Source organism: Mycolicibacterium chitae, from assembly GCF_900637205.1.
Lineage (GTDB): Bacteria > Actinomycetota > Actinomycetes > Mycobacteriales > Mycobacteriaceae > Mycobacterium > Mycobacterium chitae.
Window position 1 is genome coordinate 2,585,350 of the sequence record NZ_LR134355.1, and the last position, 24,645, is coordinate 2,609,994.

Consider the following 24,645-nt stretch of genomic DNA (forward strand, 5'->3'; position numbering starts at 1 on the left):
GCGGGCCGAAATGTCATACGGACACGGCGACGGTCAGGCGTCGATGCCGCCGGTGAGGATCGCGGCCAACTCGCGGTAGGCCGCGGCGTCGTCGAGTCCGGTGGCCGCCCGGACCCGACCCTGTTGGATGCCGACCATCATCGTCGCGGCGAGTTCCCCGGCGAAGGCGGCGTGCACGTCGCGGAACTCCCCGGCCGCCACGCCCTCGGCGATCAGGTCCTGGACCCGCTGCGCAGCGATGGCGGTGTTCGTCTCGTAGACCTCGCGCGCCGGCGGGAACGCCCCGAGGTCGGCCATGAACCGTGCCGAGGCGGCGTCGAGGGCCTGACCCACTGCGGTCAGGTAGGCGGTGATGCGCGCGCGGGCGCCGTCGACCGCGCCCACCCGGCTCTCGACGTGCGCGGTGGCGCCGCGGAAGAAGTGCACGGTGGCCGCGACCACCAGGTCATCCTTGCTCCCGGCCAAGGTGTAGAGAGTCGACTTCGAGCAGCGCAGCCGGGCGGCGATGTCGTCGAGCGTCAGCTGCGCGAATCCCTCGGCCAGGAACAACGTCAGTAGCTGGTCGAAGAGTTGGGTCCGGCGGGCGGTGCCGAAGTCGGTGGCGGGGCTGCTCTGCACGCATCGATAGTACTGGAGGGAGTTCTGTAGTACTGTTCGATTGATACTGGAAGTCGCCGCACAGTACTGCTGCCCGGTGGTAGCCAGCTCCGACGAGAGGAAAGAGGACGCGTGCCCGTCGACCGACTCCTGCCCAATGACGAAGCGCGCGACCTGATCGCGCTCGCCCGCGACATCGCCGACAAGGCGCTGGCGCCCCGCGTCGACGAGTGCGAACGCGACGAGACCTACCCTGACGGTCTGTTCGCCACCCTCGGCGAGGCCGGGCTGCTGAGCCTCCCCTACCCCGAGGAATGGGGCGGCGGCGGACAACCCTACGAGGTCTACCTGCAGGTGTTGGAGGAACTCGCGGCGCGTTGGGCCGCCGTGGCCGTCGCCGTCAGCGTACACAGCCTGTCGTGTCACCCTTTGATGGCCTTCGGCACCGAGCAGCAGAAGTCGCAGTGGCTGCCGGAGATGTTGGGCGGCACCACCATCGGGGCCTACAGCCTGTCCGAACCGCAGGCGGGCTCGGATGCGGGCGCGCTGACCTGCAAGGCGGTGGCCGCCGACGACGGATACCGGATCACCGGCGAGAAGGCGTGGATCACCCACGGCGGGATCGCGGACTTCTACAACCTGTTCGCCCGCACCGGCACCGGCTCGCAAGGGATCTCGTGTTTCCTGGTGCCGGCCGGCACGCCCGGGCTCACCTTCGGTAAGCCCGAGGAGAAGATGGGCCTGCACGCGGTGCCGACCACGGCCGCGCACTACGACAACGCCCTGATCCCCGCCGAGCGGCGCATCGGCGAGGAGGGCCAAGGTCTGCAGATCGCCTTCAGCGCACTGGATTCGGGCCGCCTGGGCATCGCCGCGGTGGCCGTGGGTCTGGCCCAGGCCGCCCTCGACGACGCCGTTGCCTACAGCCAGGAGCGAAGCACCTTCGGGCGCAAGATCATCGACCATCAGGGGCTGGGCTTCCTGCTGGCCGACATGGCCGCGGCGGTCGACTCAGCCCGCGCCACCTACCTGGACGCGGCGCGCCGCCGCGACGCCGGGCTGCCGTACTCGCGCAACGCCTCGGTGGCCAAACTGGTCGCCACCGATGCCGCGATGAAGGTCACCACGGACGCGGTCCAAGTGCTCGGCGGCGTCGGATACACCCGGGACTACCGGGTGGAGCGCTACATGCGGGAGGCCAAGATCACGCAGATCTTCGAGGGCACCAACCAGATTCAGCGCCTGGTCATCAGCCGCGACCTGGCCAAGCAGCGCTAGACGCCGGTCCAGGCCGCGTCGAGACGCTCGGCGACGTCGATGATCTGCGCCTGCTGCGATTCGGGCGCGTCGATCTGATCGGCCACGTGCTGGGCGATGAACCGCCGGATCTCCGCGTCCACGCCGCCGATGATCCGCACGATCTCGCCCCGGATCGAGTCCGACGACACGTGCACGCTGATGTTGGACGGCCGCGGCTTGGCCACGTCGATGATTAGCAACAGCGGTTTGGCGGCCCGGGCGGTCGCGCGCAACGCGACCTCGCCGTCCACCTTGAACCGCGGCTTGTCCAGGCGCAGGTCGACGACCAGGTCGATCTCCAGCGGAATCCGGATGTCGAAGGTGATGGTGTCGCCGAGCACCCGGGTGGCCTGCGGTTCGCGGATCTTCACCTTGGCGCTGACCCGCGCGATGCGGCCCGGCCCCTGCGCCAGCGGACCCATCTCGAACTGGTCGCCGGCGATGGCCCCGAAGGCGGCCGCGACACGCTCCTCCGTCACGGCGACCTCGAAGAATTCACGCCCCCACTGTTCATAGGTGACGTAATCGTGCGTGTTCATAGTCCTGTAACGGTCTCACGTCCGTCCGCGGCCACCGCACAGCACGCGCCGAATGCGTGCCGACGGCACCGTCGTCGCCCAGACTGAGGCGGTGAGCACCGCGCACACCTCCACGCAGGCCTCGGCTCCCCCGTTCGGCGCACTGATGCGCCAGTGGCGTCGGCGCCGTCGGCTCAGCCAGCTCGAGCTGGCCCTGGGCGCCGACGTGTCCTCGCGCCATGTCAGCTTCATCGAGACCGGGCGTTCGGCGCCGAGCCGCGCGATGGTGCTGCGGCTGGCCACCGCGCTGGGCGTCCCGCCGCGCGAGCAGAATCAGCTGTTGCTCGCGGCCGGCCTCGCGCCGGAGTACTCCGAGCGGTCGTGGGAGGACCCGGAGCTGGCGGCGGTGCGCACCGGCGTCGAGCGGGTGCTCGACGCCCACGAGCCGCATCCGTGCCTGGTGGTCGATCGCGAGTGGAATATCGTGCGCGCCAACGCCGCCACCGCGGTGCTGCTCGACGGCGTGTCCCCCGAGCTCCTCGAGGTCCCCAACGCGCTGCGCATCGCGCTGCACCCCAACGGGCTGGCCCCGCGGATCGAGAACCTCGCGCAGTGGCGGCACCATCTGCTCGAACGGCTGCGCCGCGAGAGCCTGGCCGGCGACCGCGCCGAGTTGCGCAGCCTGCTGGCCGAACTCGACGCCTATCCGGGCGGCTCGGGCGAGGCCGACGAACTCGGCGGCGTCGCTGTACCGCTGCGGCTGGTCACCACCGGCGGCGAGGCCCTGTCGTTGCTGAGTATGGTCAGCACGTTCGGCACGGCCCTGGATCTGACGGTCGCCGAACTGAGCATCGAGGCGTTCCTGCCCGCGGACTCCCGGACCGCCCGGTTGCTGGCCGACGCCGCCCGCGACCGAGAGGTGGCAGAGGGTTGAACCCGCCGCGACCGTGCCGGCCGGACTGGCTGCGCGCGAAACTACCTGGCGGCACCTGAGTTTCGGTCCAACCAGTCGCTGATGGCCGCCACCGCGTCGGCGAAGAACCTCCGGTATTGCCGGTCGGTGACGTAGCCGATGTGCGGGGTCGCGACCACGTTGTCGAGGCTGCGCAGCGGATGCTGCGCCGGCAGGGGTTCGGTGTCGAACACATCCAGGCCGGCGCCGCCGAGGCGATCCGCGCGCAACGCCGACACCAGCGCGGCCTCGTCGACGATGGGGCCCCGAGAGGTGTTGATCAGCAGCGCCGTCGGCTTCATCCGGGCCAGTGCGTCGGCCCCGATGAGCCCGCGGGTGCGGTCGCTGAGCCGCAGGTGGATGCTCAGCACATCGGCCGTGTCCAGCAGCGTGTCGCGGTCCACCCAGCGCGCACCGGCGGCCTCGGCCGCCGCGGGGGTGAGGTTCTGGCTCCAGGCGATCACGTCCATACCGAACGCCGCGCCGACGCGGGCGACCCGGCTGCCGATCCGGCCCAGTCCCAGCACACCCAGCGTCCGGCCCGCCAACTCGGTGCCTACCCCGGTCTGCCAGCCACCGGAGCGCAGCGAGGCGTTCTCGGTCGGCAGCGCGCGGGCGGCCGAAAGGATGAGCGCCCAGGTCATCTCGACGGTGCCAGCCGCGGTACCGCCGCTGCCGCTGACCTCGATGCCCTGTTGTTGCGCGGCGGCCATGTCGATCGCCGCGTTGACCTTGCCGTTCGAGGCGATCATCCGCAGCCGGGGCAGGCGCTCGAGCACCTCGCGCGGCAGCGGCGTGCGCTCCCGCATCACGAAGACCACGTCGAAGGGCGCCAGCCGGGCCACGACGTCGTCGGGATCGGCCAGATGATCGGTGAACACGGTGATCTCAGCCCGGTCGGCCACCGGCGACCAATCGGCCAGTTGCAGGGCCACGCCCTGATAGTCGTCGAGGATCGCCACTTTCATCGGTGCTGGCCCTTCCGCCGGGATAGTCGAGGATGCTGCGCCAGTAGTCCTCGGGAATCTCACCTCCGGAACGCAGGACGAGGGCCAGACCCGTGGCCATCGCGATCCCGAGCAAACCTAACCACAAACCCACCAGGGCGATCACTACCCAGGCCACCGCCGTCAGCATCGGCGAGGGCGAGAGCACCACCAACAGCGGCGCGAAGAAGAAGCCGGTGCCGATGTACCAGGACGAACCGGCCCGATCGGCCTTCAGCACGAAGGTCAACCAGGCGGGAATCGGCGGTCCGCAGCCCCCGTTCGCTGTGACATTCACCATGATTTCTACGGTGCGCCGGGACGGCTCACCCCGCAATTACCCGCCAGGTAGTCGAGCCCGCAGGTCAGCCCAGCGCGGGTTCGGTACCCATGGGTACCCGTGTCCGTGGCTTCGGCGCCCCGTGGCCATAATCGAGGTCGTGCCCAGGACCCGAGAACGCCAGCGAACCGGCGTCCTGGTTCTCTCGCTCAGCGTGGTCGCGCTGACCGTCGCGCTGCTGCAGACCGCGGTGGTCCCGGTGCTCGGCGTGATGGCCGAACAGCTCGACGTGTCCGCGGTGGCCGTCAGCTGGGCGGTGACGGCGAACCTGCTCGCGGCGGCGGCCGCGACACCGCTGATCGGGCGGCTCGCGGATCTCTACAACAAGAAACACGTGCTGCTGGGCGTGCTCGTCGTGGTGCTGGCGGGCTCGCTGCTCGCCGCGGTGACCAGCTCGCTGCCGTTGCTGATCCTGGCCCGGGTGCTGCAGGGCGCGTCATTCGCGCTGTACCCGATCTGTGTGGCCATCCTGCGCGCCGAGTTGCAGCCGCGGCAGGTGGTCCGGGCCCTGGCGGTGCTCTCCGGGATGCTCGGGTTCGGCGGCGGGGTCGGCCTGGTGGTCACCGGCCTGCTGATGAGCGGCTCGGCCGGCTACCACCGCGTCTTCTGGCTCACGACGGCGTTCACGGTCCTGGTGATGGCGCTGGTGGTCTGGGTGGTCCCGACGCGGGCCGGCGACGGCGACGGCGGCATCGACTGGGTGGGTGCGCTCGGTCTGGCCGTGGGCCTGACCGCGGTGCTGTTGGCCATCACCCAGGGCAGCACGTGGGGCTGGCGGACGCCGGCGACGTGGGGGTGCCTGGCCTCAGGTCTGCTGGTGCTGGCGGGCTGGTGGCGCTGGGAACGACGGCGCACGCATCCGTTGGTCTCCATCGCCATGCTGACCCGGCCGGCGATGCTGCTGACCAACGTCGCCACCGTCTTCGTCGGCATGGGGCTGTACTTCGGCTTCCTCGGCCTGACGTTGTTCGTCCAGATGCCGCGCGAGGTCACCGGCTACGGCTTCTCGGCGACGGTCCTGCAGTCCAGCGTGGTGTTCCTGCTGCCGGGGGCGCTGACCGGGTTCGTGACCGCGACCAGCAGCGGCTGGATCATCGACCGGTACGGGCCGCGACCGGTGCTGATGACCGGCGCGCTCACCGGCGTGGCCGGCTTCGTGATGCTGGCGCTGGCGCACTCGGCGACCTGGCAGGTGATTGTCGCCGGGGCGCTGACCAACGCCTACATCAGCCTGGCCTACGGGGCGCTGCCGGCGCTGGTGGTCAGCGAGGCCGGGCCCGGTGAGACCGGCATCGCCACCGGTATCAACGCCATTGCCCGCACCGTCGGCAGTTCGATCGCCGCGGCCGTGGTGGCGGTGCTGCTGGGCCACGTGAGCGCCCGGACCGGACTGCCCAGCGAGGCCACCTTCGTCGTCATCTTCTTCGCCGGGGCCGGCACCGCCGCGCTGGCGACCCTGCTCATCGCACTGACCCGCACCCGGACCAAGCGCACCGAATCGGTGGCGGCCCAGGTGGACTCACGGGCCATGCAGCACGAGTGGGGTTAGGCCGGCGGGTTCGGTTGCGAGTGGGTGCTGAAATCGAGCGCGGCCGACGGATTGGCCAGCGCGGTCACCATTCCCGACCCGAACGGCCCGGTGCCGTCGAACAGGGTGGCCGTGCCCACCGTGACGCCGTCGGCGGCCCAGTGTGACTCGGCCTGCACACCGATCCACTCCCCGACCGGCAACCGGGTCAGACCTACCGTCAGGTCGCCGTTGATGTAGCCGACTCCGCGCGTGCCGAGATGGGTCACCAGGCTGGTGGCCTCGCCGACCACCGACGCCCGCACGAAGGGCGTATTGGGTTGTCCGGCAACCACATCGATTCCCCGATCGACGAACCGGGTGCGCGAGGTGTTCTGGTGGTCGCCGATCTTCTGCGTCCAGCCCACCGCGTCGCTGCCGGTGTAGGGCAGGGTGTGCTCGTCGCCGGTGGGCAACGAGTCGGGGAAGGTGAATTCGACGGGCGGGGACCACTGCTCGCCCTCGGGCGCCGACGAGCGGCGATAGAACACCAGGCCGGCGCGGGCCACCACGACGTCGCCCTGCAGCACATCGCATTCGGCGTTGCGGATCCGGCGGCCGTCGCGGATCAGCCGCGCCCGCACCGTGGTCGGCACGCCGCGGGCGGCCTTGAACAGGTCCACCGTCAGCCGTGCCGGCTGGAAGTCGGCCGAACCGTAGTCGCGCTCGAGGCAGTGCGCGGCGAGCCCCACGACGGCCGGGCCGTTCAGTTGATCCTCGCCCCAGCGGCTCCGGGCGTAGGGCGACGGTAGGAAACCGTCCGGTGAATCGGCGAAGTGGGCTGGGCGAACGGTCACCCGGGCATCCTCGCATACGGCGGCGCCGACACCGTCCGGGCTCAACCGAACCGCCGGCGCAGCTCCGTCTTGAGGACCTTGCCGGTGAGATTGCGGGGCAGGACGTCGACGAACTCGACCCGCTCGGGGGTCTTGAACCGGGCCAGGCCGCGGTTCTCGCAGTGCGCGGCGAGGCTGCCCAGCGAGATCGCGGCGCCGGGGGCGGCGACGATGACCGCGCACACCCGTTCGCCGGTGCGCGCGTCGGGCACCCCGATCACCGCGACGTCCACGACGCCGGGATGGTCGGCCAGCACCCCCTCGATCTCGAGTGCGGAGATGTTCTCGGCGTTGCGGATGATGGCGTCCTTGATCCGGCCGGTCACCGTGACGTTGCCCGCGGCGTCGACGCGCCCCATGTCGCCGCTGCGGAACCACCCGTCGGCGTCGAACGCGTCGTCGTTCAAACCGGCATCGACGTAGCCCAGGAAACACTGCGGCCCCTTGAGTCGAAGCTCGCCCTCGGCCCCGACGCCGAGTTCGCGGCCGTCCTCGTCGACCACCCGCACGGCCACACCCGGGACCGGCGGGCCCACCGTGTGGTCCAGCACGGCCGCGGGGGCATCCAATGCCGGCGAAGTGGCCACCGGAAACTCGGTGAGTCCCCACGAGTTCGCGATTCCCGGCACGCCCAACGTGTTTCGCACCTGCGCCCCGAGTTCGGCGGTGATGGGTGCCCCGCCTCCGATGCAGCCGCGCAGGTCGGGGAACAGCGGGGGTTCGCCGTGCCGGCGCTGGGCGGCCAGATACGCGACGAAGAACGGCGTCGCCGTGCCCAGCAGGGTGGGCCGGTGCCGGGCGATCGCGTCGGGGCTCGACTGCGGGTCGAAGTGCTCGAACAGCACCAGTCGCAGCCCGGTCAGCAGCGCGGCCGCCAGCATCGCGGCCCCGCCGATGTGGGAGATGGGGAACGCGATCGGGTACCTGTCGGTGCGGCCGGCGCCGACCATCGCGACCACGCCCGACGATCCGGCGATCACGGTGCGGTCGCTGTGCCGGATGCCCTTCGGGGCGGCGGTGGTCCCCGACGAGTAGTACACCCAACGTGGTTCGTCGGCGTCGCCGGGCGGCGCGACCGACGGCGCCCCCTTCTCGCCGCGGGGCAGGCGCAGGGCCCCGGGACGCGGCACCGCTTCGTGGTCGACGACGATGATCGGCACCCCGGAGTCGGCCACGGCGGTGCGCGCCAACTCGCGGTGGTCGACCCCGCGCCACCGCCCCGGAACGATCAGCGCCTCGGTGCCCAACTGCGTTGTGGCGAATCGCAGTTCGCTCTCACGCCAGATCGGCAGGACGGGATTCTGCACCGCCCCGAGCCGGGCCAGCGCCGCCATCACCACCATGGTCTCCAGCGAGGTGGGCAGCTGCCAGGACACCACGGTGCCGGGGCCGATCCCGTGGGCCGCGAACGCCGCCGCGGTCGACAGCGCGGCATCGCGCAGTCCCGCCGCGTCGAGGCTGCGGCCGTGATCGTCGCCGGCCACCGGGCGATCGGGAAACCGGTCGGCCGCCGCGCAGACCAAATCCCAGAAGGTCTGCGGACTGGATGTCGATAGCTGCTCTGTGCTCACCGAGGAGCCAACAGTAGTCGAGTCGGTTCCGGTGCGGCGCGGTGGACCGCTCAGATCTGAGTTCGGCCGCCGCTGGAGCGGGAAGCAACAGATTCCATCGAAAAGATGAGAAATCGTGACGGAATCGGTTGCGAGGACCCTGCCGATGGGTGAAGGTTAAGCAACACGTCGACGCCACCGGCCGCAGGCGGGCTGACCGACCCGGAAGACAGGAGCGCTGCCCTGACGAAGACCGGCACCGAACCCACCGAACAGCAGGCCGAACGCGGCGCGCGCGCCGCGGCCGGCCCGGTGATCGAGATCGATCATGTGGTCAAGCGGTTCGACGACTACGTGGCCGTCGACGACGCCGACTTCGCGATCGGGGCCGGCGAGTTCTTCTCGATGCTCGGGCCGTCCGGCTGCGGAAAGACCACCACCCTGCGGATGATCGCCGGCTTCGAGACGCCCACCACGGGGGCCATCCGGCTCGAGGGGCGCGACGTCTCCCGGATGCCGCCGCACAAGCGCAACGTCAACACCGTCTTCCAGCACTACGCGCTGTTCCCGCACATGACGGTGTGGGACAACGTCGCCTACGGGCCGCGCAGCCAGAAGCTGGACAAACGCAAAGGGAAGGGCAAGGGGAAGGAAGAGGTCCGGCGCCGGGTCGACGACCTGCTCGAGGTGGTCCGGCTGACCGACTTCGCCCAACGCAAACCGGCCCAGCTCTCCGGCGGCCAGCAGCAGCGGGTCGCGCTGGCCCGCGCGCTGGTCAACTACCCGAGCGCCCTGCTGCTCGACGAGCCGCTCGGCGCGCTCGACCTCAAACTGCGCCACGTCATGCAGTTCGAACTCAAACGGATCCAGCGCGAACTGGGCATCACGTTCGTCTACGTGACGCACGACCAGGAGGAGGCGCTGACGATGAGCGACCGGATCGCGGTGATGAACGCCGGGCGCGTCGAGCAGATCGGCAGCCCCACCGAGATCTACGACCGGCCCGCCACGGTGTTCGTCGCCGGTTTCATCGGGCAGGCCAACCTGTGGCACGGCCGGCAGACCGGTCGGGTCAACCGCGACTTCGTCGAGGTCGACGTGCTGGGCACCACGCTGGCCGCCACCCCGGGTGACACCACCATCGAAAGCGGCGGGCACGCGACGCTGATGGTGCGACCGGAGCGCGTGCGGGTGTCGATGGAACCGCCCACCGCCGAGGTGGTTTCGGTGCCGGCCACGGTCACCGACCTCACCTTCCAGGGGCCGGTGCTGCGGTTATCGCTGGCCGCCGCGGACGGCTCCCCCATCGTCGCCCATGTCGGCGCCGAACAGCAGCTGCCGATGCTGCGGCCCGGCGATCAGGTCTACGTCGCGTGGTCCCCCGAGGCGTCGCTGGTGCTGCCGGCCGCCGACATCCCGACCACCGAGGATCTCGAGGAGATGCTCGGTGACTCCTGACCCCCGTTTCCCGACGAAAGGCGTTCGCGGCCATGCCCACTCCTCATGACATCGACCCGCGCCGGCCGGCCCACCTCGCGACCAACCGGGCCTCGCGGCGGCGCTTCCTCGGCGGCGGCGCCGCGGCCGCCGCGGCGCTGGTGCTCGGCCCGTCGTTCCTGACCGCGTGCGGCTCCGACAGCGGGTCGGGCAGCACCGACACCGCCGCGCCGGACGACGGCTCGCCGGCCACCGGCACGCTGCGCATCTCCAACTGGCCCTATTACATGGCCGACGGGTTCGTCGCCGCGTTCCAGACCGCAAGCGGGCTGACCGTCGACTACAAGGAAGACTTCAACGACAACGAGGAGTGGTTCGCCAAGTTCAAGGAGCCGCTGTCGCGCAAGCAGGACATCGGCGCCGACCTGGTGATCCCCAGCGAGTTCATGGCCGCGCGACTGATGAACCTGGGTTGGCTCAACGAGATCAGCGAGGAACGCGTCCCGAACAAGAAGAATCTGCGCACCGATCTGGTGGACGCCGCCATCGACCCGGGCCGGAAGTTCTTGGCCCCGTACATGTCCGGCATGGTGGGCATCGCCTACAACAAGGCCGCGACCGGCCGCCCCATCACCTCGCTGGACGACCTGTGGGATCCCGCCTTCCGCGGACAGGTCAGCCTGCTCTCGGACATGCAGGACGGCCTCGGCCTGGTGATGCTCGCCCAAGGCAGCTCGCTGGACGATCCGAGCATCGAGTCCATCCAGAAGGCCGTCGACCTGATCCGCGAACACAAGGACAGCGGCCAGATCCGCCGGTTCACCGGCAACGACTACGGCGACGACCTGGCGGCGGGCAATGTCGTGATCGCCCAGGCCTACTCCGGTGACGTGGTGCAGCTGCAGGCCGACAACCCCGACCTGGAGTTCGTGGTCCCCGATTCGGGTGGCACCTGGTTCATCGACAATCAGGTGATCCCCTACACCACGCAGAACCAGAAGGGCGCCGAGGCGTGGATCGACTACGTCTACGACCGGCCGAACTACGCGAAACTTGTTGCCGCCACCCAGTTTGTCCCGGTGCTGTCCGACATGACCGACGAGCTGGCCAAGATCGACCCGGCCATCGCGGGCAACCCGTTGGTGAACCCGCCCTCGGACGTCCTGGCCAAGCTGCACGCCTGGCCGGCCCTCAGCGACGAGCAGACGCAGGAGTTCAACGCCGCCTACGCCACGATCACCGGCGGCTGACGCCATGAGGGTGAGGCCCTAGATGGCCGGGGTCGCCGCCAGCGGTCGGCAGCGCAGCAGGATCGCGCCGTACCTGATGATCCTGCCGGCTCTGGCCTACCTGGCGATCTTCTTCGTCATCCCGTTCTGGTCGCTGTTCCGGACGTCGCTGTCGACCTCGGGCGGCTCGGTGTACCTGCCGACGCTGACCTTCGCGTGGGACTTCGGCAATTACGCCGAGGCGTTCACCACATATCAGGAGCAGATCGTCCGGTCGCTGGGGTACGCGCTGACGGCAACCGTGGTGTGCCTGCTGATCTCGTACCCGCTGGCGTACGTGATCGCGTTCAAGTCGGGCCGGTTCAAGAGCCTGCTGCTGGGGCTGGTGATCCTGCCGTTCTTCGTCACCTTCCTGATCCGGACGCTGGCCTGGAAAACCATCCTGGCCGACGACGGCGTGGTGGTCAGCGCGCTGGGGTCGATCGGCCTGCTGCCCGACGAGGGACGGCTGCTGTCGACCAGTTGGGCGGTGATCGGCGGCCTGATCTACAACTGGGTGATCTTCATGATCCTGCCGTTGTATGTGAGCCTGGAGAAGATCGATGCGCGGCTGCTCGAGGCGTCCCGCGACCTGTACTCGTCGAGTTTCCGGGCCTTCCGCAAGGTGATCCTGCCGCTGTCGATGCCCGGGGTGATCGCCGGCAGCATGCTGGTGTTCATCCCGGCGGTGGGCGACTTCATCAACGCCGATTATCTCGGCAGCACCCAGACCACGATGATCGGCAACGTCATCCAGAAGCAGTTCCTGGTGGTCAAGGACTATCCGGCGGCCGCGGCCCTGAGCTTCATGCTGATGGCGTTGATCCTGGCCGGCGTGCTGTCCTACACGAAGGCCCTGGGCACGGAGGACCTGGTATGAGCAGCACGGTCGCGAGCACCGGGCCCGATACCGGGCCTTCGGAATCGCGCGCGCGGATCCGGTCGCGGCGGCGCCTCAGCAGCGGCAAGGTCGGCGACTTCGTGCTGCGCGCCATCGCCGCGCTGGTGATGCTCTACATCTTCCTGCCGATCTTCGTGATCGTGCTGTTCTCCTTCAACAAACCCGTCGGCAAGTTCAACTACACCTGGCAGGGCTTCACGCTGGAGAACTGGGCCGATCCGTTCAAGTACCCGGCGCTGACCGAGGCGCTGCAGATGAGCCTGTTGGTGGCCGCCGTCTCCACCGCGATCGCCCTGGTGCTCGGCACCCTGCTGGCAGTTGCCTTGGTGCGTCAGCGGTTCCGCGGCAGCAAGGGCGTCGAGGCGTTCCTGGTGCTGCCGCTGACCGCGCCGGAGGTGGTGCTCGGCGCCTCGCTGCTGACGCTGTTCCTCGACCTCGGCTGGGCCAGCGGGTTCACCACCATCGTCATCGCCCACGTCGCCTTCCAGATCAGCTTCATCGCGCTGACGGTGCGCGCCCGGGTCCGCGGATTCGACTGGACCCTGGAGGATGCCTCGCTGGACCTGGGCGCCGGACCGGTCCGCACCTTCGCCAAAGTGACTCTGCCGCTGATCGTCCCGGGCATTGTCGCCGCGGCGATGCTGTCCTTCGCGTTGTCGCTCGACGACTTCATCATCACCTACTTCGTCAGCGGCTCGACGGTCACCTATCCGCTCTACGTCAACGCCGCCACCAAGGCCGCGGTGCCGCCGCAGATCGATGTGCTCGCCACGGTGATCCTGGTGGTCAGCCTGGCGCTGCTGGCCCTGGGCACCCTCTACCGGCGCAAGCGCCCCGTCTGATGCATCAACCGAAGACCTGGAGCCGTTCGATGGCGGCGCGGCCGGCGAAGTCGGCGATGACCACCATCCGGCGGTCGGCGGCGTGCACCGTCGCGGTGACCGACTGGCCGGCCGCGATCACCTTGGCCCAGCTGGCGCCGTAGCAGCGGGTCCGCAGTTCGTCGAGGTCGACCGACAACCGCGCGGTGCCCAGGCTGCGCCGGATGCCGAGTTCGTCGCCGACCGACAGCGCGGTCAGCGCCTCCACGAGGGCCTCCCGTTGCCGCGGACCGGGCCGCCGCAGGCCCCGCAGGAATCCCAGCAGCCCGCCGACACCCAGGTTGGTCAGCAGCGCCCGGTTCAGGGCGAATCCGGCCGGCAGCGCCGCCAGGCCGTTGCCGAGGAACTGCAGCAGCATCGGCGGCAGCTCCCAATGCGCCTGCAGCGAAGCGATTTTGAGCTCGTCATCGTCCTCGCGCAGGTCGTAGCGCAGCACCGCGGGCACCGCCATCCGCACCTGCGGACCCATCGCGATGGCCAGCGTCATGTCCCGGATCACGGTGCGGTCGCACACGATGTCGAGGTCGCGGTGGAACACGATGTCGCGCCCGGCGATGAACGTGTCGAAGAACCGGCCGAGTGCCGCGTGGCCGACGTGGGGCGCCGACCCGACGGGGTCCTCGACCCGGCCGTCACCGGTGAACAACCCGACCCAGGCCTGCCGATCGTGGCGGCCGGCAGCTTCCGGGGAGCGCTCGACAGCGGCCAGCAACTGCGCTTCGTCGAGGGTCATCGAATGCTGAGATCCGTGGAGTCCGTGATGATTTCGATGTTCGCCTGGCGCAGATCCGACACCGCGGACGCGGTGGAATCGGCGGCCACCCCCGCCGTCAGGTCCAGCAGGACCCGGGTGTCGAAACCGGCCGCGGCGGCATCGGTCGCGGTGGCGCGCACGCAGTAGTCGGTCGCGATGCCGACCACGTCGACGGCCTCGACGCCGCGCTGCCGCAGCCAGTCGGCCAAGGTCGTGCCGTGAGCGTCGGTCCCCTCGAAGCCGCTGTAGGCCGCCGAGTAGGCGCCCTTGCGGAACACCGCCTCGATGGCCGCCGTCTCGAGGTCCGGGTGGAACTCGGCGCCCGGCGAGTCCGCCACGCAGTGCGGTGGCCAGGACTCGCGGTAGTCGGGGGTCTCGGAGAAGTGCGATCCGGGGTCGATGTGGAAATCCATCGTCGCCACGATGTGGTCGTAGCCGTGTTCGCCGGCCAGTCGGGAGGTGAGCGCGCGGGCCACCGCGGCGCCCCCGGTGACGGCCAGCGATCCGCCCTCGCAGAAGTCGTTCTGGACGTCGACGACGATCAACGCGCGCATGACACCACCGTAACGGCTCGCCCGGCGCAGCGGAACGGGTCCCGCGTTACGGTCTCTGGCCTGGTCAGACGGGTGCGCGTTGCACTCGCTAGCCAGGCGAATTAAGGTCTGGACACATGTCCAGACAGAACAGTGGGGTGGCTTGAGCATGCGTATCGCGTTGCTGTCGTATCGCAGTAAGACCCACTGCGGCGGGCAAGGGGTCTATGTGCGCCACCTCAGCCGCGGTCTGGTCGAACTGGGCCACCACGTCGAGGTGTTCTCCGGGCAGCCCTATCCCGACGGCCTGGATCCGCGCGTCACGCTGCGCAAAGTGCCCAGCCTGGATCTGTACCGCGAACCCGACCCGTTCCGGGTCCCCCGGCCCAGCGAACTGCGCACCAGCATCGACCTGCTCGAGCTGGCGACCATGTGGACGGCGGGTTTCCCCGAACCGCGCACCTTCGGCCTGCGGGCGGCCCGGTTGCTGGCCGAGCGGCAGCGGGACCCCGAGAACCGGTTCGACATCGTTCACGACAACCAGAGCCTGGGCACCGGTCTGCTGAAGATCGCCGAGTCCGGCCTGCCGGTGGTGGCCACCGTGCACCACCCGATCACCCGGGACCGCGTGTTGGATCTGGCTGCCGCGCGGTGGTGGCGCAAACCGCTGGTGCACCGCTGGTACGGCTTTGCCGAGATGCAGAAGCGGGTGGCCAAGCAGATCCCCGACCTGCTGACCGTCTCGAGCACCTCGGCCGCCGACATCGCCGAGGACTTCGGCGTGCGCCCCGAGCAGTTGCGGGTGGTGCCGCTGGGCGTGGACACCGAGGTGTTCGCACCCACCCTGGAACCGCGGGTGCCGGGCCGGATCATCGCCATCGCCAGCGCCGACGTGCCGCTCAAGGGCGTTTCGAACCTGTTGCAGGCGGTGGCCAAGCTGCGTACCGAACGCGACGTGGAACTGCAGCTGGTGGCCAAGCTGGAGAGCAACGGCCCCACCCAGAAACAGATCGCGGAACTCGGCATCGCCGACATCGTGCACATCTCCAGCGGGGTGTCCGACGAGGAGCTGGCCGGCCTCCTGGCCTCGGCCGAGATCGCCTGCATCCCCTCGCTTTACGAAGGTTTCTCGTTGCCGGCGGTGGAGGCGATGGCCAGCGGGACCCCGATCGTCGCCAGCCGCGCCGGGGCGCTACCGGAGGTGCTCGGCACCCAGGGCGCATGCGCCGAGTTGGTCACCCCCGGCGACGTCGAGGAACTCACCGCCACGCTGGGCCGCCTGCTGGACTCCCCGGAACGGCGTTACGAGATCGGCATCGCGGGACGGCAACGCGCGCTCGACGTCTACAGCTGGGAGTCGGTGGCGGCCCAGACCGTCGCGGTCTACGAGCGCGCGATCGAACGGCGCCGCGCATGCTGACGGTCGACTTCGACCGGCTCGGGGTGGGACCCGGCGTCAAGGTGATCGACGTCGGTGCCGGCGCCGGACGGCACAGCTACGAGGCCTACCGCCGCGGCGCCGAGGTGGTCGCGTTCGATCAGAGCGCCACCGACATGGCCGAGGTGGCCACCATGTTCGAGGCCATGGCCGAGGCCGGTGAGGTGCCGCCGTCGGCGCGCGCCGAGGCGGTCGTGGGCAACGCGCTCGAATTGCCCTATGCGGACGGCACCTTCGACTGCGTGATCGCCTCGGAGATCCTCGAGCACGTCCCCGAGGACGACGCCGCGATCGCGGAATTGGTGCGGGTCCTGAAGAAGGGCGGCAAGCTGGCCGTGACGGTGCCGCGCTGGCTGCCGGAACGCATCTGCTGGGCGCTGTCGGACGAGTACCACGCCAACGAGGGCGGCCACATCCGCATCTACAAGGCCGATGAGTTGCGCGACAAGATCGCCGCGCGGGGCCTGAAGTTCACCCACACCCATCACGCGCACAGCCTGCACTCGCCGTTCTGGTGGCTCAAATGCGCTGTGGGCGTGGAGGAGTCCGAGCATCCGGCGGTCAGCGCCTATCACCGGCTGCTGGTGTGGGACATGATGCAGCGGCCGCTGTTGACCCGGGTCGCCGAGGCCGCGTTGAACCCGCTGATCGGCAAGAGCGTGGCGCTGTACTTCGACAAGCCGGCGGTGGACGTTGCCCTGGTCTGAGTTGCCCGAGGTCCCGGGAGTACTGAGCGCCGAGCAGTGCCTGGCCACCGCGACCTCGATCGCGGCCACCCAGGAGCCCACGGGTGCGATCCCGTGGTCGCCGACCGGGCACACCGACCCGTGGGACCACGTCGAGTGCGCGATGGCGCTGAGCACCGCGGGCCTGTTCGAACCGGCGCGCCGGGCCTACGACTGGTGCCGCCGTGAGCAGCGGGCCGACGGGTCCTGGCCCATCCAGTTCCGCGCCGGGGTGATCGAGGACGCCAACAGCGACAGCAACTTCTGCGCCTACATCGCCACCGGGGTGTGGCATCACGTGCTGGTCACCGGCGACGACGCGTTCGCCGAGACGATGTGGCCGACGGTGGCCCGGGCCATCGACTTCGTCCTGGGCCTGCAGCGCGCCGGCGGCGAGATCTGCTGGGCGCAGTCGCCTTCCGGGCCGTTGCCGGAGGCGCTGCTGACCGGTTCGGCGAGCATCTATCACAGCATCCGCTGTGCGGTCGCGCTGGCCAACCACCTGGGCCAGGCCCAGCCGGCGTGGGAGTTGGCGCTGGGGCGGTTGGGTCACGCCATCGCCGACCACCCCGACGCCTTCACCGAGAAACCGCGCCACTCGATGGACTGGTACTACCCGATCCTCGGCGGCGCGATGCGCGGTCAGCAGGCCGAGGACCGCATCGCGGCGCGCTGGGACGAGTTCGTGGTCGAAGGGCTGGGCATCCGGTGCGTCAGCGACCGGCCGTGGGTCACCGGCGCCGAAACCTGCGAGCTGGTCCTGGCATTGGATGTCCTCGGCGATCGGGACCGCGCCCTCGAACAGTTCGCGAACATGCAACACCTGCGCGAGCGCGACGGGTCCTACTGGACCGGTCTGGTGTACGCCGATGGCAAGCGCTGGCCGGTGGAGCGCACCACCTGGACCGGGGCGGCGGTGGTGCTGGCCGCCGATGCGCTCTCGGGCGCGACGGCCGGCGCCGCGATCTTCCGGGACGCCGCGCTGCCCCGCGGCCTCGAGGGCGAGTTCGACTGCCGGTGCGTCAGCGCCGAACGCTGAGGCTCGTCAGACCTTCTCGCCGGCCGAACCCGCGCTGCGCTGCAGGACCCGCAGCGTTCCGGTGGCCGAGACTTCCTGGAACTGACCGCTTTCCAGCGCGCGCCGGTAGATCTGGAAGGGTGCCTGTCCGCCGTCGGCGGGATTCGGGAACACGTCGTGGATGACCAGCGCCCCGTCGCGCTGCACCCACTTGGCCCAGCCGTCGAAGTCGCGGTGCGCGGCCTCCTCGGTGTGCCCGCCGTCGATGAACAGCAACCGCAGCGGCGTGTTCCAGTGCCGCGCGACCACGGCCGACTTCCCCACCACCGCAACCACATTGTCGGCCAGTGCGGCCTCGTCGAGGGTGTGGCGGAAGGTCGGCAGCGTGTCGAACAACCCGGTCTTCGGGTCCACCATGGTGGCGTCGTGGTACTCCCAACCGACCTGATGTTCCTCCGAACCGTGATGGTGGTCGACGGTGAACAGCACACCGCCGGTCTCGGCGGCGGCCGCCCCGAGCAACACGGTGGATTTGCCGCAGTAGGTACCGATCTCGACCCCGGCGCCGCCGTCGAGGTAGGTGCGGGCGGCCTCGTAGAGGGCCCGGCCCTCGTCGGCGGGCATGAACCCGATCACGCGGTCGGCCAGTTCGAACAGACGTCGGGTGGTCTCGGGTGTTTGCGCGCCGGCGGTGGCGGCGGTGTCGGTCATATAGGCAACCTATCGCGTCGGGAATGGCTGTGGCCAGCGCGCATTGTTGCCCGCCCCATCGGGTTGTAGTAGCGTCCGGACATGTGTCCGAACCGGTAACTCGGGAGGCGACGCGTCGTCGTCTTACGGCCAAACAGGCCGATACCGTCGACCGGCTGGGACGGTCCGCGGTCGAGGTGCTGAGCCGCGAGGGATTCGCCGGGCTGACCATCCGGATGGTCGCCGCCGAAGCCGGGGTGGGCGCGGCGACGGCCTACACCTACTTCTCCTCCAAGGAACATCTGGTCGCCGAGGTGTTCTGGCGCCGGCTGGCGACCACCCCGGCACCGTCCAACGACGCACCGGATGCCACGGACCGGGTGGTGGCGGTCCTGCGCCACATCGCACTGTTGCTGGCCAACGAGCCCGAACTGGCCGGGGCGGTCACCAGTGCGCTGCTGGGCAAGGATCCCGACGTCGAACATCTCCGCCTGCGGATCGGCGCCGAGATCAACCGCCGGCTGACCGCGGCACTGGGGCCCGACGCCGATCCGGAACTGGTCGACTCCCTGGAACTGCTGTACGCCGGGGCCCTGGTGCGCGCCGGCATCGGCCACGCGTCCTACCAGCAGATCGCCGATGTGCTGGAGCGCTCCGCGCGGTTGCTGCTGTCCTGACCGGCCAGGTTTGTCCGGTACCGCGGCGGGGAACACCCCCGGCATGTTGCTACGCAGAATCGCTCGTCCGCTGTTGGCTACCGCATTCATCGGCCAGGGGGTGGACGCGCTTCGCAGCCCCAAACCCGCCGCCGATGCGGCGCAACCCACCCTCGAAGGGCTGCAGAAACTGCCCGAACCGGTCTCGTCGAACGTTCCGCAGAACGCCGAGACCGTGGCCCGGATCAATGCCGCGGTCCAGATCGGCGGCGGCGTGCTGCTGGCCACCGGCAAGGTCCCGCGGCTGGCCTCGGCCGTGTTGGCCGCGACCGTGATCCCGGGAAACCTTGGTGCGCATATGTTCTGGCAGGAGACCGACCCGGAGGTCAAGGCCCGCAAGCGCCGCGACTTCCTCACCGACGTGAGCCTGCTGGGCGGTCTGATGATCGCCTCGGCCGATACCGCGGGCAAGCCCTCGCTGGGCTGGCGCGGTCGCCGCGCCGCCGCCAAGCTCACCGACACCGTCAGCTCGGCGCTGCCCGGCTCCGGGGGCTCGAACTCGTTGCTCGACAGTGAGTTCGGCGAACGCGTCGGACATCGACTCAGCGAGGGTCTGCACGTCGGCGCCGAACGCGGCAAGGAACTCGCCAGCGTGGCGGCCGAACGATCCGCGCCGCTGCTCGAGACCGCCCGCGAGCGCGGCGCCGAGTTGGCCGGCGAACTGGCGCACGTGGCCCGCGAGCGCGGCGGCGAACTGGCCCACGTCGCCCGCGAGCGCGGCGGCGAACTCGCCCACGTGGCCCGCGAGCGCGGCGGCGAGTTGGCCGAGACGGCCCGCGACCGCGGCGGGGAACTGGCCCACGCGGCCCGGCAGCAGGGCGAGGAGGCCGCCGCCGAGGCGCGCAAACGCGCCCGCGCCCGTCGCCGAGGCTGATCGTCGACCTGTTCGGTTCGCCACCGGCGCAGGGCCGCGACGGTAGATTGGCGGCCATGTCTACCGGTGACTTCGATCCGAACAATCCGCCCCATTACGGGCCGCCCGGCGGGTATCCGCCGCCCCCACCGCCCTACGGCCAGCCGGGTGGATATCCGCCGCCGCAGTACGGCGGCTATCCCCCGGCGCCCGGCAAGCCCGGCGGTCTGGGCATGCGATTCCTCGCGCGCGTCATCGACGGCATCATCGTCAGCATCGCCGCCGGCCTGCTGGGCTGGCTCTTCGGCGGTCTCGGCGACGGCCAGATCGCGGGCGTGAACACCGGAATCATGGTGACGGGCCTGTTCTCCGGGCTACTGATGTTCGTCTACTTCGTGCTGTTCGAGACGAACAAGGGCTGGACGCCGGGCAAGAAGCTGCTCGGACTGAGCGTGCGCGGTGTCGGCGGCGCGCCCAAGCCCGACGCCCGCCAGGCCGCGGTGCGCAACATCTTCACCCTGCTGCAACTGGTGCCGTGCTTGGGATGGATCCTGGCGCCGATCGCCTACATCGTCATCGCGGTGACCATCAGCGGCAGCCCCACCAAGCAGGGCAAGCACGACGAGTTGGCCGGCGGCACCCAGGTGGTGCAGAGCTGATTCGGTTCGGATCTCGGCGCGGGTCAGATGAACAGGTCCAGGGCCAGCACCACCAGCAGGCCCGACACCGATAGCACGGTCTCCATGATCGACCAGGTCTTGATGGTCTGACCGACCGACATCCGGAAGTACTCCTTGACCAACCAGAACCCGGCGTCGTTGACGTGGGAGAAGAACAGCGAACCGGCGCCGACGGCCAGCACGACCAGCGACACCTGACCGGTGCTCATGCCCTCGGTCAGGCCCAGCATCAACGACGACGCCGTGATGGTGGCGACGGTCGCCGAACCGGTGGCCAGGCGGATCAGCACGGCCAGCACCCAGGCCAGCACCAGGACCGAGATGTTCGCGCTCTCGGCCCACCGCGCCAGCAGCGTGCCGATGCCGCTGTCGACGAGCACCTGCTTGAAACCGCCGCCGGCGGAGACGATCAGGATGATCCCCGCAACACCCGGCAAGCCGGCCTCGACGGCCTTGGTGACCTGCTCGCGCGTCATTCCGCCGCCGCGGCCGAGGGTGAACATCCCGACGATCACCGCCAGCAGCAGGGCGATGGTGGGCGTACCGAGGCTGGACAGGGTCTGGCGCACCAGATCGGATTCGTCGGCGATGAAGATCTCGGCCAGCGCCTTGCCCATCATCAGCACGACGGGCAACAGCACCGAGAACAACGTGATCCCGAACGAGGGGCGGCGCCGGTCCGGGTCGTCGCCGAACTCGTCGGCGTCGAAGGTGTCCGGCGCCTCGATCATCACCCAGCGGCCGGCCAGCTTGCCGAACAAGGGGCCGGCCACCACGATCGTCGGGATCGCCACCAGGATCCCGAGTCCGAGCGTGATGCCGAGGTCCGCGTTGAGCAGGCCGACGGCGGTCAACGGTCCGGGATGGGGCGGCACGAACCCGTGCATGGCCGACAGACCCGCCAGCGCGGGCACGCCGACGGTGATCAGCGACAGCCCCGAGCGCCGGGCCACCAGGTAGATCACCGGCATCAGCAGCACCAGGCCGATCTCGAAGAACATCGGCAGGCCGATGATCGCGCCCACCAGCGCCATTGCCCACGGCAACATCCGGGGCGAGGCCGCACCGATGATGGTGTCGACGATCTCGTCGGCGCCGCCGGAGTCGGCGAGCAGTTTGGCGAACATCGCGCCCAGGGCGATCAGGATGCCCACCCCGGCCGCCGTGGAGCCGAACCCGTCGGAGAAGGACGCGAGCACCGTGTCCAGGCCCTCGCCCGCGACCAGGCCGACCGTCAGCCCGCCGAAGATCAACGACAGGAACGGGTGCAGCTTGACGACGGTGATGAGGACGACGATGACGGCGATGCCGGCCAGGAACGCCAGGATCAGCTGACCGCCGGAGGCGACGGGTTCGACCAGTTCGGGCTTGTCCTGGGCCAGCACGCTCAGCGTCGAGGTCATGGCGTCCCCTGTCCGGTCCTCGAAATGTATTCATCGACAATCGAATCGATACTCTGGTCGACGTCGATCTCGATACCCTGCTCGTCGTCGCCGAGATTCTCGAGGGTGTCGAACTGGGACTGCAGCAGCGAGGCCGGCATGAAATGCCCGGGCCGGCTCGCCTGGCGGCGGCCGATCAACTCGATGCTGCCGGTCAGGTGCAGGAACACTGTCTCGGGGTGGTGGCTGCGCAGTTGGTCGCGGTACTTGCGTTTGAGCGCCGAACATCCGACGACACCGCCGTCGCCGTGGTCGGCGAGCCACTGACCGATCCGCTCGAGCCACGGGTAGCGGTCGTCGTCGTCGAGCGGGTGCCCGGCCGACATCTTGGCGATGTTCGCTTCGGGATGGAAGTCGTCGGCATCGCCGAACGGGACCCGCAAACGTTGTGCCAGCGCGGCCCCCACCACCGACTTTCCGGAACCGGAAACCCCCATGACAACGATCGGAGAGCCCATATGTGTTGCCTCCTAGGCCAACCGCGCGCGGGTGGGACCCACTCAGTGTCATCGCACGGTCGGTCTATTGCAAGCATGGTCACCCGAACACGCAACGTCGTTCGCGCGGAGCGGGATTATGACAGCATGAGCGCGTGGCCGAGGCGAACATCGTCGGCGAAGTACACGCCAACCTGTTGGATGCGCTGGTCGAACTGGGCTGATTCAGCGGTTGCGATTCCACTCCAACCAGCCCACGCCCGTGCGCCCGTCGGCGGTGGTGATCTTCGCCCATGCCCGCGGGAAGTGACTGACCCGGCCGTCGAGTGCCTCGAGGCGAACCGGGGCGTGCGCCACCACCTCCGCGGTGGCCACCACATCGCCGGGCTGCAGCGTCAGCGCGGTCGAGACCGGTAAGTCGTTGGGCGCGAACACTTCCTCGGCGCGTACCGAATCCAGCTCGGTGAGCTCGTCGCCCCGCTGCACGTACCCGATGCCGATCGGCGGCATCCCGTCGATGCGGATGTCCACGCCGTGCAGGTGGGTGCCGTCGTCCAGGTGCAGCGCACTCCACACCCACTCCATGCTCCACCAGTCCCGCACGCCCCAGGAATGGTCCCGCTGGCCGGGAACGTCGGCGATGGTGTAGGTCCGCTCCCCCACGGTGACGGTTCCGCTGACCGCGCAGGGGATCTCGTAACGCGGGGTGATGCGGTACTGGTACGGGGTTCCGGTGGTGGTCCACACCAGATCCATCGACACGTCCACGTCGCGACCGCTTTCGCCGCGCAGCAGCGCCGCCGGATCCTCGAAGGCCTGGCCGCGTCCGGTGGCGGTGACGCGGTAGGAGCGCAGCGGTTCGAGCACCTCCTGGGTCAGCGTGCTGTTCGCGGTCCGCACCGCGAACGGGTTGGCCGGGACCTCGGCGCGAAAATCGTTCAGCGCGATGGTCGGCAGGTCCGGGCCGCACAGCATCGCGTTGACCCAGGCGTGGTCCTCGTTCGGGTACAGGCCCAGCCGCAGCCAGCCGCCCAGGTCCGCGGCCGGGTCGACGAAGTCGAAGTACCAACTCTCGTTCCACAGCGCCTCGTCGGTGCGTTCGTGGGCGAACTCGTCGGACTCGTTGGGGCGCAGCGGTTCCGGGGCAGCCGGCGCCGGCAGGATGGCCAGCGCGTCGGTGTCGAGCACCTGCGCGCAGTGCCGCCCGAGCATGGTCATGAACATCTGATCGCCGCGCTCGGTCTGTCCCACCAGCATGGAGGACACGATCGCCATCATCACCCCGAAGAAGCTCTGCCGGCGCACGCCCTCGCGCACGTCGACCTCGACCAGACCCGACTCCGGTCCCAGGCCGTCGAGGTAGGCGCTGATGAATTTCTCGAAGTGCTCCCGGCGCAGTTCCGTCGGCAGGGCGCAGCCCAGGAAATAGGCCAGGTCGGTGAACGCCGGTCCCCAGGTCACGGTCTGCCAGTCCACGGCCGTCAGTGCGCGCTTGGCTCCCTCCGTGCCGAACAGCATGTTGTCCAGTCGATAGTCGCCGTGCACCAGGCCCTGCGGGCCGTCGGCCTCGCCCACCATGTACTCGTCGAAACCGGCCACCAGGCGGTCGCACACCATGCGCTGCTCGTCGCTCATCTGCGTGGCGTAGCGGTCGGTGAAGGCCGCATACAGCGCGCTGAGCAGAGCCTGATTGACCGGGGCCTCGCGGTTGAGCCAGTCCGCGCCGGCGATCTTGTCGTCGCCGCGCAGCGAGCCGTGGATGCGGCCGAGTTCGGTGACCGCCAGCAGCGCCTGTTCCACCGTCGCGCCGAGGATCTCGTTGCCCGGTTCGGCCGGGGCGGCGTCGTCGAGCACCAGATCGAAGATGCCCGTCTCGGGGTCGAAGGCCGCGTGATAGCACTGCGCGATGGGGCCGTGCAGGCGCGGTGCGATATCGGTGTAGAACCGGACCTCGCGTTCGTAGAGTCCGAGGCTGTGGCCGGTCTCGCGACTGGTGGGCTCGCTGGCGGCGACCTTGAGGACCACCGAGGCCGGCCCGGTGGATCCGTCGGCGTAGTCCAGCGTCACGCGGTAGCACTCGCTCATCTGCCCGGTGCCGATCCGCTCGGTGGTCCAGGACTCCACGGTGCCGGCGCCGAGCACCTCGGTCAGCCACGGGGCGGTCAGGTCGGAAGGGCGCTCGAGCACGGCATCGTTGACATGGTTCTGCACGCCCTCAACCTATGAC

At 69.7% G+C, this 24,645-nt stretch carries 25 protein-coding genes; 13 read left to right on the forward strand and 12 right to left on the reverse strand.

What is annotated here, in order from left to right:
- Positions 1-33: 33 nt before the first annotated feature.
- The gene (locus EL338_RS12210) at positions 34-618 is read right to left on the reverse strand and encodes a TetR/AcrR family transcriptional regulator (protein ID WP_126333991.1); all 585 of its coding nucleotides are present in this window, start codon (positions 616-618) and stop codon (positions 34-36) included.
- A gap of 111 nt (positions 619-729) precedes the next feature.
- Here EL338_RS12210 and EL338_RS12215 point away from each other — a divergent pair, with 111 nt between their 5' ends.
- Entirely contained in the window at positions 730-1,875 is a 1,146-nt protein-coding gene (locus tag EL338_RS12215; protein ID WP_126333992.1) for an acyl-CoA dehydrogenase family protein, read from the forward strand.
- On the opposite strand, the gene EL338_RS12220 is transcribed toward EL338_RS12215, so the two are convergent.
- Positions 1,872-2,435, reverse strand: coding sequence for a hypothetical protein (locus EL338_RS12220; RefSeq protein WP_126333993.1), 564 nt, complete (start codon positions 2,433-2,435; stop codon positions 1,872-1,874). The two genes, EL338_RS12215 and EL338_RS12220, sit on opposite strands and share 4 nt — an antisense overlap.
- 145 nt (positions 2,436-2,580) lie before the next feature.
- Here EL338_RS12220 and EL338_RS12225 point away from each other — a divergent pair, with 145 nt between their 5' ends.
- Positions 2,581-3,348, forward strand: coding sequence for a helix-turn-helix domain-containing protein (locus tag EL338_RS12225; RefSeq protein ID WP_235666511.1), 768 nt, complete (start codon positions 2,581-2,583; stop codon positions 3,346-3,348).
- Positions 3,349-3,389: 41 nt separating this feature from the next.
- Here EL338_RS12225 and EL338_RS12230 read toward each other — a convergent pair whose 3' ends face one another.
- Entirely contained in the window at positions 3,390-4,334 is a 945-nt protein-coding gene (locus tag EL338_RS12230) for a D-2-hydroxyacid dehydrogenase family protein (protein ID WP_126333995.1), read from the reverse strand.
- Complete coding sequence (locus tag EL338_RS12235; RefSeq protein WP_235666454.1) at positions 4,255-4,653, reverse strand: hypothetical protein; 399 nt, start codon at positions 4,651-4,653, stop codon at positions 4,255-4,257. The genes EL338_RS12230 and EL338_RS12235 overlap by 80 nt, the downstream gene beginning before the upstream one ends.
- Before the next feature lie 139 nt (positions 4,654-4,792).
- On the opposite strand from EL338_RS12235, the gene EL338_RS12240 reads away from it, so the two are divergent.
- On the forward strand, positions 4,793-6,241 hold the full coding sequence (locus tag EL338_RS12240; RefSeq protein ID WP_235666455.1) for an MFS transporter: 1,449 nt from the start codon (positions 4,793-4,795) through the stop codon (positions 6,239-6,241).
- Here the strand turns inward: EL338_RS12240 and EL338_RS12245 are convergent.
- Both EL338_RS12245 and EL338_RS12250 read right to left on the reverse strand, forming a co-directional pair.
- Positions 6,238-7,056, reverse strand: a complete 819-nt coding sequence (locus EL338_RS12245; RefSeq protein WP_126333997.1) for an acyl-CoA thioesterase domain-containing protein — start codon at positions 7,054-7,056, stop codon at positions 6,238-6,240. The genes EL338_RS12240 and EL338_RS12245 overlap by 4 nt on opposite strands.
- Before the next feature lie 41 nt (positions 7,057-7,097).
- Positions 7,098-8,666, reverse strand: a complete 1,569-nt coding sequence (locus EL338_RS12250) for a class I adenylate-forming enzyme family protein (RefSeq protein ID WP_126333998.1) — start codon at positions 8,664-8,666, stop codon at positions 7,098-7,100.
- A 291-nt stretch (positions 8,667-8,957) separates the two neighbouring features.
- Here EL338_RS12250 and EL338_RS12255 point away from each other — a divergent pair, with 291 nt between their 5' ends.
- The 4 genes from EL338_RS12255 to EL338_RS12270 are packed head-to-tail and all read left to right on the forward strand — an operon-like array spanning position 8,958 to position 13,093.
- Positions 8,958-10,103 (forward strand): ABC transporter ATP-binding protein, encoded by a 1,146-nt coding sequence (locus EL338_RS12255; protein ID WP_126333999.1) that lies wholly within the window; start codon positions 8,958-8,960, stop codon positions 10,101-10,103.
- Between the two features lie 32 nt (positions 10,104-10,135).
- A complete protein-coding gene (locus EL338_RS12260) occupies positions 10,136-11,332 on the forward strand; it encodes a polyamine ABC transporter substrate-binding protein (protein ID WP_126334000.1) in 1,197 nt (398 codons plus the stop codon).
- A gap of 22 nt (positions 11,333-11,354) precedes the next feature.
- Complete coding sequence (locus EL338_RS12265; RefSeq protein WP_126334001.1) at positions 11,355-12,230, forward strand: ABC transporter permease; 876 nt, start codon at positions 11,355-11,357, stop codon at positions 12,228-12,230.
- Positions 12,227-13,093 (forward strand): ABC transporter permease, encoded by an 867-nt coding sequence (locus EL338_RS12270; protein ID WP_126334002.1) that lies wholly within the window; start codon positions 12,227-12,229, stop codon positions 13,091-13,093. Before EL338_RS12265 ends, EL338_RS12270 begins: the two co-directional genes overlap by 4 nt.
- A gap of 4 nt (positions 13,094-13,097) precedes the next feature.
- On the opposite strand, the gene EL338_RS12275 is transcribed toward EL338_RS12270, so the two are convergent.
- A complete protein-coding gene (locus EL338_RS12275; protein WP_126334003.1) occupies positions 13,098-13,865 on the reverse strand; it encodes a ketosteroid isomerase family protein in 768 nt (255 codons plus the stop codon).
- Complete coding sequence (locus EL338_RS12280) at positions 13,862-14,440, reverse strand: isochorismatase family protein (protein ID WP_126334004.1); 579 nt, start codon at positions 14,438-14,440, stop codon at positions 13,862-13,864. The genes EL338_RS12275 and EL338_RS12280 overlap by 4 nt, the downstream gene beginning before the upstream one ends.
- A 148-nt stretch (positions 14,441-14,588) precedes the next feature.
- Here EL338_RS12280 and manT point away from each other — a divergent pair, with 148 nt between their 5' ends.
- The 3 genes from manT to mmpH are packed head-to-tail and all read left to right on the forward strand — an operon-like array spanning position 14,589 to position 17,621.
- Positions 14,589-15,839 (forward strand): MMP alpha-(1->4)-mannosyltransferase, encoded by a 1,251-nt coding sequence (gene manT, locus EL338_RS12285; RefSeq protein ID WP_126334005.1) that lies wholly within the window; start codon positions 14,589-14,591, stop codon positions 15,837-15,839.
- The gene (locus EL338_RS12290; protein WP_126334006.1) at positions 15,833-16,564 is read left to right on the forward strand and encodes a class I SAM-dependent methyltransferase; all 732 of its coding nucleotides are present in this window, start codon (positions 15,833-15,835) and stop codon (positions 16,562-16,564) included. Before manT ends, EL338_RS12290 begins: the two co-directional genes overlap by 7 nt.
- Positions 16,551-17,621 (forward strand): MMP endo-(1,4)-3-O-methyl-alpha-D-mannosidase, encoded by a 1,071-nt coding sequence (gene mmpH / locus EL338_RS12295; protein WP_126334007.1) that lies wholly within the window; start codon positions 16,551-16,553, stop codon positions 17,619-17,621. Before EL338_RS12290 ends, mmpH begins: the two co-directional genes overlap by 14 nt.
- 6 nt (positions 17,622-17,627) lie before the next feature.
- Here the strand turns inward: mmpH and EL338_RS12300 are convergent, their stop codons facing one another.
- The gene (locus EL338_RS12300; protein WP_126334008.1) at positions 17,628-18,311 is read right to left on the reverse strand and encodes a class I SAM-dependent methyltransferase; all 684 of its coding nucleotides are present in this window, start codon (positions 18,309-18,311) and stop codon (positions 17,628-17,630) included.
- Positions 18,312-18,394: 83 nt separating this feature from the next.
- On the opposite strand from EL338_RS12300, the gene EL338_RS12305 reads away from it, so the two are divergent.
- Genes EL338_RS12305 through EL338_RS12315 form a run of 3 tightly spaced genes read left to right on the forward strand, consistent with a single transcriptional unit; the run spans position 18,395 to position 20,518 of the window.
- Complete coding sequence (locus EL338_RS12305) at positions 18,395-18,967, forward strand: TetR/AcrR family transcriptional regulator (RefSeq protein ID WP_126334009.1); 573 nt, start codon at positions 18,395-18,397, stop codon at positions 18,965-18,967.
- Between the two features lie 43 nt (positions 18,968-19,010).
- Positions 19,011-19,880, forward strand: coding sequence for a DoxX family protein (locus EL338_RS12310; protein WP_126334010.1), 870 nt, complete (start codon positions 19,011-19,013; stop codon positions 19,878-19,880).
- A 56-nt stretch (positions 19,881-19,936) separates the two neighbouring features.
- A complete protein-coding gene (locus EL338_RS12315) occupies positions 19,937-20,518 on the forward strand; it encodes an RDD family protein (RefSeq protein WP_126334011.1) in 582 nt (193 codons plus the stop codon).
- 23 nt (positions 20,519-20,541) lie between these two features.
- Here the strand turns inward: EL338_RS12315 and EL338_RS12320 are convergent, their stop codons facing one another.
- The 3 genes from EL338_RS12320 to EL338_RS12330 form a co-directional block, all read right to left on the reverse strand.
- Positions 20,542-21,942: a GntP family permease gene (locus EL338_RS12320; RefSeq protein ID WP_126334012.1), complete on the reverse strand. Its 1,401-nt coding sequence runs from the start codon at positions 21,940-21,942 to the stop codon at positions 20,542-20,544.
- Positions 21,939-22,439 (reverse strand): gluconokinase, encoded by a 501-nt coding sequence (locus EL338_RS12325; protein WP_126334013.1) that lies wholly within the window; start codon positions 22,437-22,439, stop codon positions 21,939-21,941. The genes EL338_RS12320 and EL338_RS12325 overlap by 4 nt, the downstream gene beginning before the upstream one ends.
- Before the next feature lie 204 nt (positions 22,440-22,643).
- Positions 22,644-24,629, reverse strand: a complete 1,986-nt coding sequence (locus tag EL338_RS12330; protein ID WP_126334014.1) for a DUF7064 domain-containing protein — start codon at positions 24,627-24,629, stop codon at positions 22,644-22,646.
- Between the last annotated feature and the right edge of the window lie 16 nt (positions 24,630-24,645).

What these genes read in the sequence shown, in the direction of transcription:
- EL338_RS12230 (WP_126333995.1), bottom strand. Translation starts at nt 4,334, where the DNA reads ATGAAAGTGGCGATCCTCGACGACTATCAGGGCGTGGCCCTGCAACTG.
- EL338_RS12290 (WP_126334006.1), top strand. Translation starts at nt 15,833, where the DNA reads ATGCTGACGGTCGACTTCGACCGGCTCGGGGTGGGACCCGGCGTCAAG.
- EL338_RS12280 (WP_126334004.1), bottom strand. Translation starts at nt 14,440, where the DNA reads ATGCGCGCGTTGATCGTCGTCGACGTCCAGAACGACTTCTGCGAGGGC.
- EL338_RS12275 (WP_126334003.1), bottom strand. Translation starts at nt 13,865, where the DNA reads ATGACCCTCGACGAAGCGCAGTTGCTGGCCGCTGTCGAGCGCTCCCCG.
- EL338_RS12300 (WP_126334008.1), bottom strand. Translation starts at nt 18,311, where the DNA reads ATGACCGACACCGCCGCCACCGCCGGCGCGCAAACACCCGAGACCACC.
- EL338_RS12225 (WP_235666511.1), top strand. Translation starts at nt 2,581, where the DNA reads ATGCGCCAGTGGCGTCGGCGCCGTCGGCTCAGCCAGCTCGAGCTGGCC.
- EL338_RS12320 (WP_126334012.1), bottom strand. Translation starts at nt 21,942, where the DNA reads ATGACCTCGACGCTGAGCGTGCTGGCCCAGGACAAGCCCGAACTGGTC.
- EL338_RS12325 (WP_126334013.1), bottom strand. Translation starts at nt 22,439, where the DNA reads ATGGGCTCTCCGATCGTTGTCATGGGGGTTTCCGGTTCCGGAAAGTCG.
- EL338_RS12235 (WP_235666454.1), bottom strand. Translation starts at nt 4,653, where the DNA reads ATGGTGAATGTCACAGCGAACGGGGGCTGCGGACCGCCGATTCCCGCC.
- EL338_RS12310 (WP_126334010.1), top strand. Translation starts at nt 19,011, where the DNA reads ATGTTGCTACGCAGAATCGCTCGTCCGCTGTTGGCTACCGCATTCATC.
- EL338_RS12220 (WP_126333993.1), bottom strand. Translation starts at nt 2,435, where the DNA reads ATGAACACGCACGATTACGTCACCTATGAACAGTGGGGGCGTGAATTC.
- EL338_RS12270 (WP_126334002.1), top strand. Translation starts at nt 12,227, where the DNA reads ATGAGCAGCACGGTCGCGAGCACCGGGCCCGATACCGGGCCTTCGGAA.
- EL338_RS12265 (WP_126334001.1), top strand. Translation starts at nt 11,355, where the DNA reads ATGGCCGGGGTCGCCGCCAGCGGTCGGCAGCGCAGCAGGATCGCGCCG.
- EL338_RS12260 (WP_126334000.1), top strand. Translation starts at nt 10,136, where the DNA reads ATGCCCACTCCTCATGACATCGACCCGCGCCGGCCGGCCCACCTCGCG.
- manT (WP_126334005.1), top strand. Translation starts at nt 14,589, where the DNA reads ATGCGTATCGCGTTGCTGTCGTATCGCAGTAAGACCCACTGCGGCGGG.
- EL338_RS12315 (WP_126334011.1), top strand. Translation starts at nt 19,937, where the DNA reads ATGTCTACCGGTGACTTCGATCCGAACAATCCGCCCCATTACGGGCCG.